Raw genomic sequence first — 18,907 nt, 5'->3', positions numbered from 1 at the left:
TTCGATGAAAACATTAAACATAGCGGTGCTTTCATTCGTGATGTTCTCGGGCTATAGCCTGGCAGAAAGCACATCGCTGAATACCGTTAAAGAGTATATGGCGGCCTGGAATGCACACGATGCTTCGCGAGCCGCGCAATATCTTGCTGATGACGCAGTCTATTATGATGCCGCCGCTGGCGAACCGATAAATGGCAGAGAAAAAGCTGAAAAAGAGGTTATCGGTGCCTTTATTAAGGCGGTGCCAGATCTGAGCTGGAAAATGGTCGGCAAACCCGTTTACGACGAAGATACCGTGGCGTTTCGTTGGGAATTTTCAGGCAAAAATAGTGGCGAATGGGCAGGGAGTCCGCCGACAAATAATCCGATAAAATTTGAAGGTGTCAGCTATATTCATGTTAAAGCAGGTAAAATCACCTGGCAGGGTGATTATTATGATTCTAAAAAACTGGATGAAGAGTTAAAGCCAGGGAAATAGTCGGCTGTACCCCTTTATTACTATGAAGGGGGACATCTCTTATTTGTGTCGTATTTAGGGCAGTGTGTAGCAATAAGGAAAAAAGTTAATGGCAATTACCAGACGTGATTTTCTCAACGGCGTCGCGGTGACTATTGCGGCGGGGCTTACCCCGCTGGAATGGGTCAGGGCGGCAGGAAAGGGAAACGCATTTATAGATGGAAATTATTATCCGCCAGGGCTGACGGGGCTGCGGGGTAATCATCCTGGATCGTTTGAAATGGCGCATGCAGTAGGCCGCGAGCATAAACATTTTGATTTAAACGCTCTGCCCGTTGAGGAAGAGTACGATCTGGTGATTGTGGGCGGCGGTATTAGCGGGCTGGCTGCCGGTTGTTTCTGGCGCCAGCTTGCCGGGCAAAATAGCCGGATCCTGATCCTCGATAACCATGACGATTTTGGCGGACACGCCAAACGTAACGAATTTACGAGCTCAGGTAAGAAATTACTCGGCTATGGCGGTAGCGAAGCATTCCAGTCGCCCGCGCACAATTTCAGCCCTGAGGTGCAAAAACTGATGGAAACCGTGGGCGTCAGCGTCACGCGGTTAAAAGAGAGTTTTGACGTAAACTTCTACCCCGACTGGCAGCTCAGTCGCGGTGTTTTCTTCGACAAAAAGAATTTTGGCGAGACAAAAATCGTCAGCGGCGATCCGGGGCGCGCGGTATCTGATGATATCCCGCCGAACAGGCTCAATGGCCGTAAAATTGAAGACTTTATCAATGATTTTCCGCTAAGTGAGCACGACCGAAAGGCGTTGATCGACCTGCACGTCCATCCTGGCGATTATCTTCCGGGCATGACGGTCGATGAGAAAATGGAATGGCTGGATACCCACAGCTACAGTGAATTTTTGGCCACAAAAGTTGGTTTGAGCAAAATGGCGCTGCTCTATTTTCAGCAGCGTTCTAATGACTTCTTTGCCATCGGCATTGAAGGCATTTCCTGTAGCGATGCCAGAGCGTGCGCATTACCCGGCATGGAGGCGCTGGGAATACCGCCGTTGGACGGCGAGTCGCTGGCCGACCTCGAAGAGCCGTATGTTTACCATTTCCCTGACGGTAACGCCGGGCTGGCCCGACTGTTAGTCAGGTATATGCTGCCGGATGCGCTACCGGGTAACACGATGGAAGACTCTGTCCTTGCCAGACTGCATTACGAAAAGCTGGATCTGCCGGAAAACACCACGCGCCTGCGTCTGAACAGCACGGTGATTAATGCGGCCAACACAGAGGATGGCGTGGTGGTGACCTATCTGCGTGACGGCAAAATGCATCGCGTGCGCGGTAAAAACACCATCATGGCGGGCTATAACATGATGATTCCGTATCTGGTGCCTGAGATGCCGGAACAGCAGCAGGCGGATCTCAAACTGAACGTGAAGGCTCCGCTGGTGTACACCAACGTGGTGGTCAAAAACTGGCAGGCGTTCAAACAGCTTGGCGTGCATGAATTTTACTCTCCGGCGGCACCATACAGCCGGATTAAGCTCGACTATCCGGTCAGCATCGGCGGGTATCAACACCCGGCCTCACCGGACGATCCGATGGTCATTCACATGGTCTATGTGCCTACTTATCCAGGCAGTAATCTGTCGGCCAGAGAGCAGTTCCGTCTGGGGCGAGCGTATTTACTGGGGACCACATTTGCGACGCATGAGGAGATGATTCGCTCCCAGTTGCAGGAAATGTTTGGCTCAACGGGCTTTGATAATCAACGCGATATCTCCGCCATTACGGTTAACCGCTGGGCGCATGGCTATGCGTATTACGCCAACGCGTTGTTCGATGATATGGATAAAATGCCAGAAATTATCGAGCGGGCGCGTCAGCCAGTTGGTCGCATTGCCATCGCTAATTCCGATTCTGACTGGGGCGCTTATGCCCATACGGCCATCGACCAGGCATGGCGTGCGGTTAATGAACTCAAGGATATGGGGTGATCTATGCGTAACGTAACCGTTCTTGCCGCCTGTTTGTTTACCGCCTCTGTGAGTGCAGCGGAATCTAATGGCGAATATATCGCCCGTATCTCTGACTGTGTGGCCTGTCATACCACCGAAGGGGGGGCGGCGATGGCGGGTGGCAAAAAGTTTCCTACTCCGGTAGGGGATATTTATTCGACCAACATTACCCCAGACAAAACCCAGGGTATTGGTAATTACTCATTCGAGGATTTTGACAAGGCCGTACGTCAGGGAATTGCCAAAGATGGTCATCCGCTCTATCCGGCCATGCCTTATCCCTCTTACGCGAAACTTTCTGATGACGATGTAAAGGCGTTGTATCGCTATTTTATGCATGATGTCACCCCCTCTGCGCAGCCCAATAAAGAGAATGCCATTCCGTGGCTACTCTCCGCCCGCTGGCCGCTGCATATCTGGAACTGGCTGTTTACCGACGCGCCAGCGACGGCTGTAGAACGTGCGAAAACGGATGACAACACTGCGTTGGTAAAACGGGGCGCTTATCTGGTGGAAGGTCCCGGACACTGCGGTTCTTGCCATACCCCGAGAGGCATGGCGATGAACGAAAAAGCGTATACCAATGCTGATGCCGAGTACCTGAGCGGCGCGATGATCGACGGCTGGTATGCGCCTTCGCTGCGCGGCACGGGAATGTCTGAGCAGGAATTAAAATCGCTGTTGCTGACCGGTAAAAGCAAGCATGCCGCGGTTTCAGGTTCGATGGCTGAAGTCGTTACGCAGAGTACACAGTACCTGACCGATGACGATGCCACGGCGATCGCGCAATATCTGCTGAGCCTGAAAAGCGAGAAGCCTGAAACGGTGCGCGCAGCGGCAACTACGGTGTCCTGGTCGAATTCACCCGAGGCGGGCAAAGTGACCTATAACCGCTACTGCTCCACCTGTCACGGTCTGGAGGGGAAAGGTACGGATGATAACGCACCGTCTTTAATCAACAATCCGCTGGTGATGGTTGATGACCCGACGCCGTTATTCAGAGTGATTGCCCACGGCGCAGAAACACCGACAACGCGTGGCAGCGTCTCCTTTAAGATGCCGGCTTACGGTGGCATGTTAAGCGACAACGAAATGCGCGACGTGATTAATTACGTGCGTAAAAGTTGGGGAGAAGGGAATGGCGAAGTAAGCCAGGAGGACCTGGCAGGAATTAAAAAAGCGTCACATTAAACAGCATGTCGGATGGACAAGGTGCTTGCAGCGCCATCCGGCAGTGCTTAAACGGCGTTTACTCTGATAATACCCACCAGTCGGGTAAACGCCGACGCCATTTCATTCTCTTCGATACTGGCAAATCCCAGCAGCAGGCCGCTGCGTTTCTCTTCATTCACGTAATAGCGAGACAGCGGGCGCACCAGCAGCCCTTGCGCATTTGCCTGTTGGGCAATGAGAACGTCATCGCTCCCGACGGGCAACTGTAGAATCATATGCAACCCGGCGTTGCTGCTGAAGGAGCCAAGATACTGCTCGCCCAACTGGCGGCTGATAAGCTCCACCAAGGTTTGGCGGCGACGACTGTATAACTGGCGCATTTTACGAATGTGCGCCGCGTAGTAACCCTCGCGGATAAACTCCGCCAGCGCTGCCTGAATCAGCAAATGTCCACCACGATAGAGGTCGTTATGAACCTTCTTCAGCGGCGCGGCGAGCGGTTTGGGCAGTACCACATAACCGAGCCGCAGTGCGGGATAGAGTGTTTTACTGAATGTCCCGATATAGATGACCGGCGTCTCTTCTTCCAGTCCCTGCAATGATGGAATTGGCTGGCCGGAAAAGCGAAATTCGCTGTCGTAGTCATCTTCCACTATCCAGCTTCGCGTTTCACGTGCGCGAAAGAGAAGTGCCCGACGGCGGTTGAGGCTCATTACCGAACCGAGCGGATATTGATGTGACGGTGTCACAAAAATCAGCTTTGGCGCAGATTCGCTAGCCTCTGGCGGCACCATACCTTGTTCATCAACCGGGATCGCCGAAAAGTTAACCGCATTGATGCGCAGAATATTTTTGATTCCCCAGTAGCCCGGCTCCTCAATCCATGCGTTATCCCCCGGGTTGCATAGCGTCCGGGTCACCAGATCCAGCGCCTGGTGAATACCTTCAGTAATCAGAATTTGCTCCGGTGAACACCGCACCCCGCGTGCGGTGCGCAGATAGTCTGCCAGCGCTTCTTTCAGCTCAGTCACGCCGCCTGCGGCATCGTAAGTGAGAAACTCCGGGCGCAACCGTCTCGCCAGCCGATCCTGAATTTTTTTGAGCACCCGGTGAGGGAAATGCTCCACATCAGGCACGCCTGGAATAAATGCGCCCCATTGACGAGGGCTGGCGCTGGCATGGCCCAGCAGCTCAAGGCAGCGGGCAGATAAGCGGGTGTGATCCTCCAGTGTGGCTGCAACGGGCTCTTTGTGGGGACGCAGGTCGAGATTGTCCAGCACGCTGTCGGTGACAAATGTACCGCTGCTGGTGCGCGCGGAAATATAACCTTCGGCCTGCAATTGCTCGTAAACCCGCAGGACGGTATTGCGCGATAGCGTCAGTTCGCCTGCCAGGTCACGCGACGGAGGCATTCGGGTAGCCGGTTTCAGGCTACCTTCGAGGATGCAGCTGCAGATGGCGGCATACAGGCGACGATGCAGCTTTTCATCGGTCTGCTGGCTAAATGCCTGCTTGATCACATCTCCGGCAAGTGAACGCATTTGGATCCTTAAAATAAAACGATTTGGCTCTCGATTAAAGTACCAGATGGCGTCTAAATTTAAAGGGTAATTCAACCTAAATGTATTAATGGACAAGGTGTAGAGAATGAACAATAAAAACCTGCAACAACGTCGTCTGGATGCCACCCCGCGTGGCGTGGGTGTAATGTGTGATTTTTATGCCCAGTCAGCAGAAAACAGCACAATTACCGATATCGAAGGCAATCAGTACATCGATTTTGCCGCCGGGATTGCCGTGCTGAACACCGGACATCGTCATCCTCGCCTGGTGCAGGCAGTCGAAGCGCAACTGCAGGCTTTTACCCATACGGCTTATCAGATTGTCCCGTACGAAAGCTATGTGTCTTTGGCGGAGAAAATCAACGCCGTTGCGCCAATCGACGGCAAGCGCAAAACCACATTCTTCACCACCGGGGCTGAAGCGGTCGAAAATGCGGTGAAAATTGCGCGCGCACATACCGGCCGTCCTGGCGTTATTGCTTTTGGCGGTGGTTTTCATGGGCGTACCTACATGACGATGGCGTTAACCGGCAAGGTGGCGCCATATAAAAAAGGGTTCGGCCCGTTCCCTGGCTCCGTTTACCACGCACCGTATCCTTGCGAGTTGCAGGGGATTTCTACGGCGGACTCCATCAAAGCGATTGAACGCCTGTTTAAAGCCGATATCGATCCCACCCAGGTCGCGGCGATCATTTTCGAACCCGTCCAGGGTGAAGGGGGCTTCGTGGTGGCGCCGCCGGAGTTTGTGGCTGCCATCCGCCGTATTTGCGACGAGCATGGCATCGTGATGATCGCCGATGAGGTGCAAAGCGGGTTTGCCCGTACGGGCCAGTTGTTTGCGATGGACCACTACGCTGACAAAGCTGACCTGATGACTATGGCAAAAAGCCTTGCGGGCGGCATGCCGCTGTCTGGCGTCGTGGGCAAAGCTGAAATTATGGATGCGCCTGCGCCGGGTGGTCTGGGCGGAACCTACGCCGGAAACCCGCTGTCAATTGCGGCAGCTCATGCGGTGCTGGATATCATTCGTGATGAACAGCTGTGCCAGCGTGCGGCAGCTCTCGGCGAACAATTGCGCGCCACTCTGACTGACGCGCAAGCCGGGTGTCCTGAACTGGCCGAAGTGCGCGGCTTAGGCTCTATGATCGCCGCTGAATTCTGTGATGCAGCGACGGGAGAACCCAACGCAGCCGCCGCACAACGCGTGCAGAAGAAAGCCCTTGAGCAAGGATTACTGCTGCTGACCTGCGGTCAGTATGGCAACGTTATTCGCTTTCTTTATCCGCTGACGATCCCGCAGGATCAGTTCGCCAAAGCGCTCGATATCATTAAAGCGGCAACCAAATAATCTGTTAGTCATAGTGTTACCCACAGCCGACGGTGGTCATCACCGTCGGCTTTTTTGTCGGCATAAATTGATCTTCCTCGTGTGTCGTGCGGTATTTATCGCGAATGGGTTGCCTGTTATATCGTTATATAATTTAATACACATCGTTTTTACTCCGCTATCCAGATGGTATCCCATGTTAACTTTCCGCTCTTTTGTGCTGGTATGCGCCAGCATGTTGTTTGCGTTTTCTGCCCAGGCCGACCGTACAATCACCGACCAGCTTGGTCGTCAGGTCACGATTCCGGACCACGTCGACAAAGTGGTCGTGCTGCAACACCAGACGCTGAATATTCTGGTCCAGCTTAATGCTCAGCAGGACATTATTGGCGTGATGTCGAGTTGGAAAAAACAGCTCGGGCCTGAGTTTGCGCGCTTTATGCCGACAATTGCCACATTGCCGACGCCGGGCGATCTCACCAGCGTGAATATTGAAAGCCTACTGGCGATTCATCCACAGGTGGTTTTTGTCGCCAACTATGCGCCAGCGGAGATGATCCAGCAGATTCAGAACGTCGGTATTCCGGTCGTGGCTATCTCATTGCGCAAGGATGCAGCCGGGCAACAGAATAAAATGAACCCGACCATGGCTGATGAAGAGCAGGTCTACAACGAAGGGTTAAAGCAGGGGATTCGCCTGATTGCGGATGTCGTGGGGCGCAAACCGCAAGCTGAGACATTGATCGACTACGTTTTTGCGGCGCGGGCAAAATTCAATGCGCCGGTCGCAAAAATCCCGGATGCGCAAAAAGTCCGTATTTATATGGCTAACCCCGACCTGATGACTTACGGCTCCGGGAAGTACACGGGACTCATGATGCAGCACGCGGGTGGGCTAAACGTGGCGGCTGCCAGTGTGAAAGGCGCCCGTCAGGTTGCGCTGGAACAGGTATTGGCGTGGAACCCGCAGGTAATTTTTGTTCAGGATCGCTACCCGCAGGTGGTAACGGAGATCCAAAACGATCCTAACTGGCAGGGGATTGATGCGGTGAAAAATCATCGCGTCTGGTTGATGCCTGAGTACGCCAAAGCCTGGGGCTATCCGATGCCTGAAGCGTTGGCGATTGGTGAGCTGTGGATGGCCAAAAAACTGTACCCGGACGCCTATAAAGACGTGGATGTTGATGCGCAGGCGCAAGACTACTATCAGCGTTTTTATGGTGTGAACTGGCAGCCTGATGCAGTTAAGTAAGCGCATTTTACTCCAGCAACCACTCTTAATCGCGACGGTCCTGTTGCTGGGCCTTGGTTCGTTGTGCCTCGGACAATATCCGCTGTCGTTAAGCGAAGTCTTTTATCACCTGATGCACTATAGCGACGCTGAAGGGATTGCCGGTCAGGTTATCTGGACAGTCAGGCTACCGCGAATTCTGATGGCGCTGCTGGCGGGTGGGGCGTTGGGGTTATGTGGCGCGACGCTGCAAGGGGTATTTCATAATCCGCTGGTCGACCCGCATATTATTGGCGTGACGTCCGGGGCCGCTTTTGGCGGAACGCTGGCTATTCTGCTTGGCCTGTCGCCGTGGTTGATGATGGGTTCAACGTTTTTCTTCGGTCTGACGGCGCTGGTCCTGGTGTATGCCATTGCTGCGCTGCAGGGGCTGGAGAATACGCTGGTGCTGATCCTGTCGGGTATCATTTTGAGTGGTTTTTTTGCCGCGCTGGTAAGCCTGATTCAGTATCAGGCTGATACCGAAGAAACGTTACCCAATATCGTGTTCTGGCTGCTCGGCAGCTTTGCGACGGCTAACTGGCATAAAGTTCTGCTGTTGGCGATTCCAGTCGGTATCGCTGCGACAGTTTTGTACCAGCTACGCTGGCGGATAAACCTGTTATCGCTCAATGATAAAGATGCCCGTTCGCTAGGCGTCGCGGTGGTTCCTCTGCGACGCAGCGTTTTGCTGTGCTGCGCTTTTTTAGTTGCCGCTCAGGTAGCGGTCAGCGGCAGTATCGCCTGGGTTGGGTTGGTTATTCCGCATCTGGCGCGTTTGCTGGTGGGGGTTGATCATCGTCGTCTACTGCCGTGCGCCTTCTGGATGGGAGGCGGTTTTATGATTGTGGTGGATGATATTGCGCGTACCCTGATGCACGCGGAGATACCGCTTGGGATCATCACCGCATTATTCGGCGCGCCGCTGTTTGCTTTTTTACTCATCCGCTCCAGCCGCCGGGGGACATCATGAAACCTGCCGCATTGCGTGTAAATACGCTTACCTATGGATATCGCACGCCGCTATTTGAGCCGCTTACATTCAGTTGCCAGAAAGGTGAGATCTGGGCTGTGCTGGGACGTAACGGCCTGGGTAAAAGTACGCTGCTCGATACGCTAACCGGCACGCTACCAGCTTTGGACGGCAGCATTGAAAATGACGGCGGGATAGGGATTGTGGCGCAGCATTGCCACCTGCCATTTCCTTATACGGTGAGCGACGTGGTGCTGATGGGGCGGGCACAGCACGTGAAGCTTTTTGCGCAACCCAGCCAGCAGGATCAACAAAGAGCGACCCAGGCGCTGGAGCAGTTAAATATTGCCCAGCTTGCTTCCCACTCGTTTAGCTCACTTTCCGGGGGGCAACAGCAACTGGTGATGATAGCCCGGGCGCTGGTGACGGAGTGTCAAACGCTGCTGCTTGATGAGCCGTGCTCCGCGCTGGATCTCGCCAATCAGCAGGTGGTGCTTCAGCTCATCAGCGATCTGGCTCATCTACAGGGATGCAGCATTCTTTTTTCGACCCACGATCCGCTGCATGCGTTACAAATAGCCACCCATACTTTGCTGCTGCTCCCCGAAGGAAAATGGCGGGCAGGGCCAACGGACAGCATTGTGACGGAAGAGAATCTGTTCCTGGCCTATGGCTTACTGCTGCGAAAACTCCGTGTAGAGAACCACCCGACGCCGTTTATCGCACCGCTGTTTTCTGTTCGTCGTTAAGAGGTAAAAACCCGGCGGAGGTAAGAAACGCCTGACCGCCGTTGGAGAGCATGAATTTAACCAGCGCCATCACCTCGTTGGATGCCTCGAGCACCGCCAGTTGGTATTCGCAGCGAATATTGTGCTCATCAGGGATAGCTACATAATGCACGTCGGGTTGGGCGCGCAGCGTTTTCGCGTAATGCGCGTAGCCGATAAACAGATCGGCCAGTCCCTGGTGAAGGATCCAGGCGCTCGCCAGTTCACCAGACGGGATTTTCACCGTATCACGCCCACCAACCAGCGGGATGGCGCGCGCCCGAAGCTGTTGTCCGAGTCCTGGCTCCAGTACATCCATATTGTCGAAAAATGCCCAGGTATAGTCTCCGGAAGGGTCGCAGCCGGGCGTGGATGTACCTATTCTTAGCGTTGGGTCGCGGAGCAAATCCAGCCAGGCGCCGTTTCGGTTGCTGACCAGACTCAGTTGATTCCAGCTAAAGGTCTGCGTGAGGACAGCTTTTTGCAAAGCCAGCAGGCGTTGCGGGTGCTCCCGATTGGCTGAGGCAAAGAGCGCACACGGTTCACCGGCTTCAATACGCTCGCGTAATAAACCGGCCGGACCATATTCCACCTTCACGTCTATTCCGCTATGGCGCGAGAACTGGCTTATCAAAGGGGCAAATGCCAGGCGTAAACTGCCCGCGGCAAACAGAATAATGGAAGAGGGCATGGTATCCGATCTCTGACGAAAAAGGGTTTGCGAAGAGGATAAATGATACGCGCTGAGCATAGCGTTTAGAAGGCTTTGGCGCATCGCTTTGTGCCAGCATCATACGGAGTAATGATTAAGCTTAAGGCTACGAACAGGGGAATAAAAAGAAATTATGAGGTGTAACGAAGGGAAATAGCACCAAATCATAGAAATAATTTGGTGCGTCCGAGTGGACTCGAACCACCGACCCCCACCATGTCAAGGTGGTGCTCTAACCAACTGAGCTACGGACGCAAGATGGTGCGTTCAATTGGACTCGAACCAACGACCCCCACCATGTCAAGGTGGTGCTCTAACCAACTGAGCTATGAACGCAACGTTGTAGGTGACAACGGGGACGAATATTAGCGGCACAGACCGAATGAGGCAAGAGGGAAATAGCATTTTTCTTCCTGAACTCACGCGATTGCAGAGTAATTAAGCAAGTTGATTATATTTTGTTGATTTTGCAGCGTGTTTTTTATTCAGGCTGTGCGCTGGGGCATAATGGGGACGGTTTGAATGACAGGTGCGCTCAGACTTTAAGCGCAGCAAGGATCGCGGTTTCTATTTTCTCAGGGGTAGTGAACGGCGCAAAACGCTTGAGCGGTTTGCCGTCACGCCCGATCAGGAACTTAGTGAAATTCCACTTGATACGCCCACCCAGCACGCCGGGTAATTCGTTTTTCAGGTAACGAAACACCGGATGCGTAGCCGCACCGTTGACTTCCACTTTCTCAAATATCGGGAAGCTCACACCGTAGTTGATGTGACAGGTTTGCGAGATTTCGTCGGCCCCGCCGGGCTCCTGATTACCGAACTGGTTGCAGGGGAAACCAAGCACCACCAGACCCTGCGCGGCGTACTTCTTGTAAAGCGCTTCGAGGCCTGCATATTGCGGCGTGAAGCCACAATGGCTAGCAGTATTGACCACCAGAACCAGTTTGCCAGCGTAGTCGGCCATAGAGACGGGCTCACCATGCAGACGGGTGGCTGTAAGTTGATAAAAGGTGATCATGCCGGAATCCTCAAATAAGATCGCATTACTCATTTTATTATGGTCGCAACTGTCTGATTAATAAACTGACCGTTGAAGTGCTGGCGATTTATTATTTTGTCGGGTTATCGCTAATGTTTTTAAACGCGTCACCCCAGCAGCATCGTTAGGTGACGACTAAAAATGGGGGGCGTGACGTTGTGCGCGATTGTCACTGCGACAAACACGTAACAGATATAAAAAAATCCACGCCTGGCGTGGATTTAGAGAGAGTGTGAGAGCAGGGGATTAACGTTCGTGCCTTGCCATTAGCAGTGCCAGGTCGACGAGGCGATTAGAGAATCCCCATTCGTTGTCGTACCACGCCAGAATTTTGACCATATTGCCGCCAATCACCAGCGTTGACAGGCCGTCGATGATGGATGAGCGCGGATCACCCTGGTAATCGCTTGAGACAAGCGGTTCATCGCTATAGCCGAGGATCCCTTTCAGTGGCCCTGTCGCAGCGGCGTCACGAAACGCATTATTGACCTCCTCTGCTGTTACATCCCGCTCAAGCGTTACGGTCAGGTCGACAATGGACACCACCGGAACCGGTACGCGCAACGAATACCCGGTTAAGCGACCATCCAGCTCCGGGATGACTTTGCCAAGCGCCTTCGCGGCGCCGCTGGAGTAGGGGACAATCGACAATGCAGCGGCGCGGGCACCACGAAGATCTTTTTCCGGCTGGTCGTGCAGCGCCTGGCTGTTGGTATAGGCGTGGGTGGTATTCATCAAACCATGCTTAATGCCGAAATGTTGGTGCAAAACCTGTGCGGCAGGTGCCAGACCGTTAGTGGTGCAGCTACCGTTGCTGACGACAAAGTGTTTATCCGCGGAGTAGAGGTGATCGTTAACGCCCATCACGATGGTTAAATCATCGTTCTTACCGGGGGCGGAGATAATCACTCGTTTTGCGCCACCGCTGTGGATATGCACCGCCGCCTTGTCACGTTCAGTGAAGAAGCCGGTTGCTTCAATGACAATATCGACTTCACGCTGACGCCATGGGATGTTGGCTGGATCGCGTTCACTGAACACGGTGATAGATTTACCGTTAACCACCAACTGCCCCTCACCGGCGGTGACGTCGGCGTCGAGTTTACCGAGCAGCGAGTCGTATTTCAGCAGATGCGCCAGCGTTTTACTGTCTGTCAGATCGTTGATTGCCACGATCTGGATCTCCGGGTTACCCAGTGCAGCACGCAGTACGTTACGTCCGATACGGCCAAAACCGTTAATACCGACCTTTACCATGATGAACTCCTTATCTGTTGTCTCTGGAGTAAATTTAGGCCGGTCACGTGTTGGCGTAAATGACAAAAAAGGATCACTTTACGCCATTTTACGACAGTGAAAGCGCTGGCGATATTCACCAGGCGTCAGGTGAAGCTGTTTTTCAAACAGCCTTCGCAGGTTAATGCTGCTACCAAATCCTGTTTGTTCGGCGATACGCTCCAGCGTCTCGTTGGTCTGCTCCAGACGCTGTCGGGCAGCGGCCAGACGGGCTTCGGCCACGTAGCGTGCCGGTGATGCGCCCGTTTCTCGGGTAAACACGCGGGTGAAATTACGCGGACTCATGGCGACTTTTTCCGCCAGTTTATCCACACTGAGATCGGCGGTGAGGTTCTCAAGCAGCCAGGCGAGCAGATCGTTAATCGGGCCCAGGGTGCTGGTCTGCTGAAGGTTGTAGCGGCTAAACTGGAGTTGTCCCCCGGGACGGCGCAGGTACATGACGAAATCCTGAGCGACGTCGCGCGCCAGACTGAAGCCGTAATCCTCTTCAACTAACGCTAACGTCAGGTCAAAGCCGGAACTGACGCCACCTGATGTCCAGATATGTTCGTCCTGGATATAGAGCGGACCGCTTTCGACGCGCACCTTTGGGAATTCTGCCTGCATGGTTTCCAGTAGCTTCCAGTGGGTGGTGGCTCGTCTGCCGTCCAGCAGCCCGGTTTCTGCCAGCAGCATCGCGCCGCCGCAAATGGATGCAATGCGGCGGGCGTGGGGAGCGGCAAGGCGTAGCCAGTCAACCACCGCAATCCCTTCCTGCGGGTTTTGACCTCTGCCAGTGATGATGATGGTATCGAGAGGTTCGCGAGGATCTATCTCATGCAGGCGGTGATCTGCCAGTAGATTTAGGCCGGACTGGCCATGGATCACCTGATGCGGTTGCGTTGTCGCTAACTGAACCTGGTAACACGTCTCCGTAGCGCCTTTGGTATGCAGGCGGTTGGCCTGCATCAGAATGTCGGCAATACCGGCGGACTCAAACAGCATACCGCCATCGGGAACAATAATGAGTATCTTCTTCATGTCCTGAAAAGTAATCTTTTTACACAATAAGTCAATATTACATACTCAACTGGAAAAAGCCTTACCCGTGGCGCAGCGACATTACCGCCACAGGCCGATGGTTTGATGTTGACTCAACGGCGTTGCCTGAGCATCTCCCTTGATTAAGAATAGCGTTGCATTGACCCATTAAACTCACCACGAGGGGCTGACGCTCCGCTGCACCAAAAATGGTATTGTTCTACAAGTCACTCTCCTGACGAGGTCTTATGAAAATCAGAAGGTTTAGTAATGGAGATGAAAGTTCGTTGTTCAGCGTCTTTTTATCTTCTGTACATACCCTCGCATCACACTACTACACACAGGAACAAATAGATGCGTGGGCCCCAACGGATATCGACCCGGAACAATGGGCCAATCACATGAAGGAATTACGCCCCTTTGTTGTTGAAGTGGATGGTGAAATAGCTGGATATGCAGATGTTCAGCCAAATGGGTACATTGACCATTTCTTTGTCTCGGGAACCTACCCGAGACAGGGAGTAGGGACACTACTGATGAATCGCATTCATGAAGAAGCCAGACAACGTGGAATTGGCGAACTGACTTCAAATGTCAGTAAGGCTGCGGAGGCATTCTTTCTACGACACGGCTTTCATGTTGTGGAACGTGGGTTTCCTGCCTGTCGCGGAGTGACATTACAAAATGCACTGATGCGAAAATATTTGGTGAAAAAATAGAAGATAACTGGGCTAATGGTCCGCGATCAGCGAGGGCGGACACTCGGCTCTCTGCCGTATGCCATGACAGAGAGCACGCCAGAAATGAATGGATAGTTCTAGTTTGCTTTGCTGTTTTGACGGGATGTGACAATCGTCATTGCTGCCGCCGCCAGAAGTAAGAAACCACTCAAGCCAAAAGTACTGCGCCATCCCAGAGTGTCGAATACCAACCCACCTGCCGTTGAACCCAGTGCAATCGATAGCTGGATCACCGCAACCATTAAGCCACCACCCGCCTCTGCATCTTCGGGTAGTGCCCGCGCTATCCATGTCCACCATCCCGTTGGCGCAGCCGTTGCTAGTAGTCCCCACAGGCTGAGCAATACGGCAACAGCCCAGATGCTGTGTCCAACCAGCAGTAACGCCCCGGCAGTCGCAGCCATAAGCAGGGGGATCATGATTAAAGTCTGATAAAAACTTGTGTTCAGGAATATTGATACGGCCAGTGTGCCGACAAAACCCGCCACGCCTATTGCGAGCAAAATCAGAGAGAGACCAGAAGGGCCTACGCGGGTTACGGTTTCAAGAAAGGGGCGCACGTAGGTAAATAAGGCAAACTGCCCCATGAAGAAGAGCCCGCAGGCCAGGAGTCCCGCAGGGACAATGGTGATGCGGAACAGACGAAGCATAGATCTCTGGGATTTTTGTTTTTTATCGTTTTCCATCGATGGCAGGCTGACCCACTGCCAGATGAACGCGGCTATAGCCAGGGGAACGAGGCATAAAAAAGCCCCTCGCCAGCCCACGGTCGTCCCCAGATAGCTGCCAAGCGGTGCCGCTACAACGGTAGCCAGCGCGTTCCCACCGTTAAAAATCGCCAGCGCGCGGGGAACCTGATGCTGCGGAACGAGCCGAATGGCGGTTGCAGCAGACATGGACCAGAATCCACCAATGACCACCCCAAGCAGGGCCCTCCCCAGCATATAAACCGGATAGCTGGGTGCCAGGGCGACGACTATCCCCGATATGGCCATTAAAACCGTCAGCCCCTGCAGGAGATGTTTTCGGTTCAGATCTCCGGCAATATGGGAGATAGTCAGGCTGGTAATGACCGCCAGCGCGCCAGAGATTGCAATTCCCTGGCCAGCCAGCCCTTCGGTAATGTGTAAATCACTGGCAATAAGCGTAAGCAGGCTGACCGGCATAAACTCGGAAGCGATCAGCACAAACACGCACAGCGTCATGGCAAACACGCCCCCCCAATGCGCATGCTTTTTTTCGTAATGTGGTTTTAGTCTTACTGTGGACATTATCAGATCTCTTAATATCGAATCGGCCTGGTTCAGGCGCAGTCCGGACAGACGTCATTCAGGAAATCACGTCAAAACATGGATGAAAATGATCTACAGGCGTTTTACAGCCGCCTGTAAATATCAGGCGGCTTGGAGCGGTTATCTTAGGTTGGTATTGAAAAACTGCTCAAATTTAGCAAACGGAATCTTACCCGCAACGTTGTCGTACAGATCAACATGATTTGCCCCCGGGACAATCACCAGCTCTTTCTCATTGCTGCCGATCGCCCTAAAGGCATCTTCAGCAAAATAGCGTGAATGGGCTTTTTCGCCGGTCACGATAAGCGTGGGGATAGTGACTTCATTGGCGTAGCTCAGCAGCGGCATATTCATAAATGACAGCGGCATCGTCGCATTCCAGGCCCCAGTTGAGTTGACCGAACGCGCATGGAAACCACGCGGCATGCGATAATAATCAAAGAATTCTTTCAGAACCGGATTGGGATTTGCGGGTAACGTTTCTGGCAGAATACGTTTCGACGTACTGACGTCCCCCTTTTCATCAACATAAATGTCATGCCCGCCGGGCGCGAAAGCTCCGTTCTTCGCATCTTCCCAGCGCTGTGCGTTCAGATACTGTAATACGGCGCGACGATCCGCAGTGGTATAACGGTCTTTACCATCACCTACGCCATGCCCCATCGCACGGCTCATGTCATACATCACACTGGTCGCCACCGCTTTCACGCGGGTATCCATCGCGGCGTCGTTTAAGGCCATCCCGCCCCATCCGCAGATACCCAGTAATCCGATACGATTTCGATCAACCTCATTTTGCAGGCCAAGGAAATCAACAGCCGCGCTGAAATCCTCGGTGTTGATATCCGGAGAGGCAACGTTACGCGGATAGCCACCGCTTTCCCCCGTATATGAAGGGTCAAAAGCCAGGGTAACAAATCCCTGCTCAGCCAACGTCTGCGCATACAGACCGCTGGACTGCTCTTTCACCGCGCCGAAAGGCCCGCTGATGGCAATGGCTGCCAGTTTGCGCTCGCCGCGATCCTTTGGAATGTAGAGATCACCGACCAGGGTGATCCCGAAGTGGTTCTGAAAGGTCACTTTACGGTGATTAATTTTCGTACTTTTAGCGAAGGTTTTATCCCATGTCTCGACCAGTGAAACTGGCGCGTTCGGATTGGTTGTATTGGCATAACTCATCGTTGTAACTCCACTTAATGATGCGCAGAGCAGCATGGCTGGTATCGCGGCTGTCAGTTTTTTGGTGAAGGCAGTCATCAAAATCCCCTCATAAAACGTGATAGATACAGGTTTCATACGGACAACACTGCTGTGCTTTGTTGCAATGCGAGCATTATAGTGAGCAGTAATAGTGCTTATTAGAGGGGTAAAATTGCTAGAATTAATACCATATTGTTCTAAATGGTGATGCGATAGCGAGGGAAACGTGATGGCGAAACGGGAAAACTATAATGATTTATACCTGTTCATGCAGGTGGTGCGGGAAGGGAGTTTTACCGCTGCGGCGCAACGACTCGGCCTGGCACAATCAGGTATAAGCCGTTCTGTACGCGAACTTGAAGAAAGACTGGGCGTTCAGCTTCTGGCTCGCACTACGCGTAGGCTATCGCTCACCCATGCCGGCGAACAGCTCTACCGGACCATTGAGTCAGGATTCGACGCTTTAGATATGGGGCTTGCCACGCTGGCCCATTATCGCCAGTCCCCGTCAGGTACGGTACGGATTAATGCCAGTCAGCACGCTATTGATAAACTGCTCCTGCCAAAGCTTGCGGTGTTTAAGCAACGCTATCCTGACATCCGGCTGGAACTCATCAGCGAAAGTCGTTTTGTCGATATTATTGCGGAAAGATTCGATGCCGGTGTACGTCTCGGACCGGAAGTTGGCGGTGGCATGATAGCGGTCCGTATTTCCCCCGACATGGAGATGGCCATTGTTGGTACGCCAGAACACTTTCGCCGCTATGGCTTTCCACAAGTCCCGGCAGATTTGGCGGTTCATCCCTGCATCGCTTATCAATTTGGCGATGGAAGCCTCTATACATGGGAGCTTCAACAGGATGGTAAAAAAATAACGCATCAGCCGCAGGGACAATGGGCTTTTGCTGACAGTTATATGGAAGCCAAAGCCGCCAGACTGGGGCTGGGGCTGGCTTATGTTCCGGAAGAACTGGTGTCCGATGATTTAGAAGAGGGTTCGCTCATCAGAGTATTACAACGCTACAGTCAACGCCTGGAAGGCTCATTTCTCTATTATCCGCACCGCAATGTGTCTCCCGCTCTGCGAGCAGTTATCGATACACTGAGAATTTATGAATGAAGGCCAGGCTGCACACGTGTCAGGGTAACGGGTCTGAGCGAGGAGCGGGCCTTATATACACATCCCCATTAACTTGAGTATGCTCCTCTGTGAATTTGTTTCGAAAATGATGTCGCTGATGTGTTTCATTCCCTGCTTTTTATAGAATTTTTGAGCACGTTCATTTTGTTCAAGAACCTCCAGCCATAAAAATTTTTTCCCCTGACTTCGGGCAAGATCTATGACTTTATTAAACATTAGTTGACCGTAATGCTGATTCGTTTTGGTTGGGGCAAGGTAGAGTTTATTAAGTAAAACACCGCTGATGTCTGTATTCGGGATAGTTGCTTGCCATGTCAGCTTCACAAAACCAATCGGCTGCTCGATTTCAACTATATACCAGCTAATGTTTTTATCATTAATACTCTGCTCAATAACAGGAAGTGAATATTCACCCTCCAAATAATTATCAAATTCTGATTCTGACTTCCACATATGCTTAAAGTGCGCAGTATAGAAGCGGTAGCCAAGCTCATTTAGTAATCCCGAATCGGCTAATGTTGCTTGTCGTATGATTAAAGACATGGGAGAGGCCCTTACTTTATGAGAGAAAAATGATCTTAAATTTGTAATATATACGGCCTGTTAAGTCTACATGTCCGTTGTGACTGTCTTACCCTTAAACTTTGAATACGCAATCTAAGGTCTGAAGTTGGTGGAGCTCGACCATTAAGTTATTTTTTATCGATGTTAGCTTCTGGCTCGAAGCAGACAGGCCAACTGATTGCCTGGTCTGCTTTGAGCGAAAATGAAAAGACATCTTCCGAACTTGCGGCTGTTCATTCAGGATTTTACAAACAAGCTCATTATTCCCACTGCCAGGGCGCTATAGAAAAGCAACTGATACAGATTCGTCGGCACGTCTGTCCATTTTCTAACGATGCCCAGCGCGACCAC

Annotated in this window: 17 protein-coding genes and 2 tRNA genes; 9 read left to right on the top strand and 10 right to left on the bottom strand. The window is 52.6% G+C overall.

Features of this window, described 5'->3' with window-relative positions; all coding sequences use genetic code 11:
* The first annotated feature begins 4 nt into the window (after positions 1 to 4).
* From OGV52_RS13435 to OGV52_RS13425, 3 genes are all read left to right on the top strand, one after another.
* The gene (locus OGV52_RS13435) at positions 5 to 478 is read left to right on the top strand and encodes an ester cyclase (protein WP_016152935.1); all 474 of its coding nucleotides are present in this window, start codon (positions 5 to 7) and stop codon (positions 476 to 478) included.
* Positions 479 to 566: 88 nt separating this feature from the next.
* Positions 567 to 2,459 (top strand): flavin monoamine oxidase family protein, encoded by a 1,893-nt coding sequence (locus OGV52_RS13430; RefSeq protein WP_019076696.1) that lies wholly within the window; start codon positions 567 to 569, stop codon positions 2,457 to 2,459.
* A 3-nt stretch (positions 2,460 to 2,462) separates the two neighbouring features.
* The gene (locus tag OGV52_RS13425) at positions 2,463 to 3,671 is read left to right on the top strand and encodes a cytochrome c (RefSeq protein ID WP_200102356.1); all 1,209 of its coding nucleotides are present in this window, start codon (positions 2,463 to 2,465) and stop codon (positions 3,669 to 3,671) included.
* Positions 3,672 to 3,718: 47 nt separating this feature from the next.
* On the opposite strand, the gene pdxR is transcribed toward OGV52_RS13425, so the two are convergent.
* Positions 3,719 to 5,194, bottom strand: a complete 1,476-nt coding sequence (gene pdxR, locus OGV52_RS13420; protein WP_287108632.1) for a MocR-like pyridoxine biosynthesis transcription factor PdxR — start codon at positions 5,192 to 5,194, stop codon at positions 3,719 to 3,721.
* Positions 5,195 to 5,300: 106 nt separating this feature from the next.
* Here pdxR and puuE point away from each other — a divergent pair, with 106 nt between their 5' ends.
* From puuE to OGV52_RS13400, 4 genes are all read left to right on the top strand, one after another.
* On the top strand, positions 5,301 to 6,563 hold the full coding sequence (puuE, locus tag OGV52_RS13415; RefSeq protein WP_046274906.1) for a 4-aminobutyrate transaminase: 1,263 nt from the start codon (positions 5,301 to 5,303) through the stop codon (positions 6,561 to 6,563).
* Between the two features lie 175 nt (positions 6,564 to 6,738).
* On the top strand, positions 6,739 to 7,794 hold the full coding sequence (locus OGV52_RS13410; protein ID WP_049040492.1) for an ABC transporter substrate-binding protein: 1,056 nt from the start codon (positions 6,739 to 6,741) through the stop codon (positions 7,792 to 7,794).
* Positions 7,781 to 8,785, top strand: a complete 1,005-nt coding sequence (locus OGV52_RS13405) for a FecCD family ABC transporter permease (protein ID WP_094168916.1) — start codon at positions 7,781 to 7,783, stop codon at positions 8,783 to 8,785. The genes OGV52_RS13410 and OGV52_RS13405 overlap by 14 nt, the downstream gene beginning before the upstream one ends.
* A complete protein-coding gene (locus OGV52_RS13400) occupies positions 8,782 to 9,534 on the top strand; it encodes an ABC transporter ATP-binding protein (RefSeq protein ID WP_287108631.1) in 753 nt (250 codons plus the stop codon). The genes OGV52_RS13405 and OGV52_RS13400 overlap by 4 nt, the downstream gene beginning before the upstream one ends.
* On the opposite strand, the gene OGV52_RS13395 is transcribed toward OGV52_RS13400, so the two are convergent.
* From OGV52_RS13395 to OGV52_RS13370, 6 genes are all read right to left on the bottom strand, one after another.
* A complete protein-coding gene (locus tag OGV52_RS13395) occupies positions 9,503 to 10,243 on the bottom strand; it encodes a substrate-binding domain-containing protein (protein ID WP_287108630.1) in 741 nt (246 codons plus the stop codon). The genes OGV52_RS13400 and OGV52_RS13395 overlap by 32 nt on opposite strands.
* A 199-nt stretch (positions 10,244 to 10,442) precedes the next feature.
* A tRNA-Val gene (locus OGV52_RS13390) sits at positions 10,443 to 10,519 on the bottom strand.
* 4 nt (positions 10,520 to 10,523) lie between these two features.
* Positions 10,524 to 10,600 (bottom strand) — tRNA-Val (locus OGV52_RS13385).
* Positions 10,601 to 10,799: 199 nt separating this feature from the next.
* Positions 10,800 to 11,282, bottom strand: a complete 483-nt coding sequence (locus OGV52_RS13380) for a glutathione peroxidase (protein WP_016152944.1) — start codon at positions 11,280 to 11,282, stop codon at positions 10,800 to 10,802.
* Between the two features lie 267 nt (positions 11,283 to 11,549).
* Positions 11,550 to 12,560 carry a type I glyceraldehyde-3-phosphate dehydrogenase gene (gap, locus tag OGV52_RS13375; protein WP_047417734.1) on the bottom strand — a complete coding sequence of 337 codons (1,011 nt, stop codon included), beginning with the start codon at positions 12,558 to 12,560 and terminating at the stop codon, positions 11,550 to 11,552.
* Positions 12,561 to 12,638: 78 nt separating this feature from the next.
* Positions 12,639 to 13,619, bottom strand: coding sequence for a GlxA family transcriptional regulator (locus OGV52_RS13370; RefSeq protein ID WP_287108629.1), 981 nt, complete (start codon positions 13,617 to 13,619; stop codon positions 12,639 to 12,641).
* A gap of 248 nt (positions 13,620 to 13,867) precedes the next feature.
* Between OGV52_RS13370 and OGV52_RS13365 the strand changes: the two genes are divergently transcribed.
* On the top strand, positions 13,868 to 14,338 hold the full coding sequence (locus tag OGV52_RS13365; protein ID WP_200107810.1) for a GNAT family N-acetyltransferase: 471 nt from the start codon (positions 13,868 to 13,870) through the stop codon (positions 14,336 to 14,338).
* 98 nt (positions 14,339 to 14,436) lie between these two features.
* On the opposite strand, the gene OGV52_RS13360 is transcribed toward OGV52_RS13365, so the two are convergent.
* Both OGV52_RS13360 and OGV52_RS13355 read right to left on the bottom strand, forming a co-directional pair.
* Positions 14,437 to 15,630 carry an MFS transporter gene (locus tag OGV52_RS13360; protein ID WP_200107809.1) on the bottom strand — a complete coding sequence of 398 codons (1,194 nt, stop codon included), beginning with the start codon at positions 15,628 to 15,630 and terminating at the stop codon, positions 14,437 to 14,439.
* 141 nt (positions 15,631 to 15,771) lie between these two features.
* Positions 15,772 to 16,908 carry an alpha/beta hydrolase gene (locus tag OGV52_RS13355; RefSeq protein ID WP_200107808.1) on the bottom strand — a complete coding sequence of 379 codons (1,137 nt, stop codon included), beginning with the start codon at positions 16,906 to 16,908 and terminating at the stop codon, positions 15,772 to 15,774.
* Between the two features lie 172 nt (positions 16,909 to 17,080).
* Here OGV52_RS13355 and OGV52_RS13350 point away from each other — a divergent pair, with 172 nt between their 5' ends.
* A complete protein-coding gene (locus tag OGV52_RS13350) occupies positions 17,081 to 17,971 on the top strand; it encodes a LysR family transcriptional regulator (RefSeq protein ID WP_016152950.1) in 891 nt (296 codons plus the stop codon).
* 51 nt (positions 17,972 to 18,022) lie between these two features.
* On the opposite strand, the gene OGV52_RS13345 is transcribed toward OGV52_RS13350, so the two are convergent.
* On the bottom strand, positions 18,023 to 18,535 hold the full coding sequence (locus OGV52_RS13345; protein WP_287108627.1) for a GNAT family N-acetyltransferase: 513 nt from the start codon (positions 18,533 to 18,535) through the stop codon (positions 18,023 to 18,025).
* Positions 18,536 to 18,907 lie beyond the last annotated feature (372 nt).

This window comes from Citrobacter sp. Cb041 (assembly GCF_030336655.1).
GTDB classification, from domain to species: domain Bacteria; phylum Pseudomonadota; class Gammaproteobacteria; order Enterobacterales; family Enterobacteriaceae; genus Citrobacter; species Citrobacter braakii.
The sequence above is the reverse complement of the archived record's forward strand: the minus strand, read 5'-3'. Positions and strand labels throughout refer to the sequence as shown.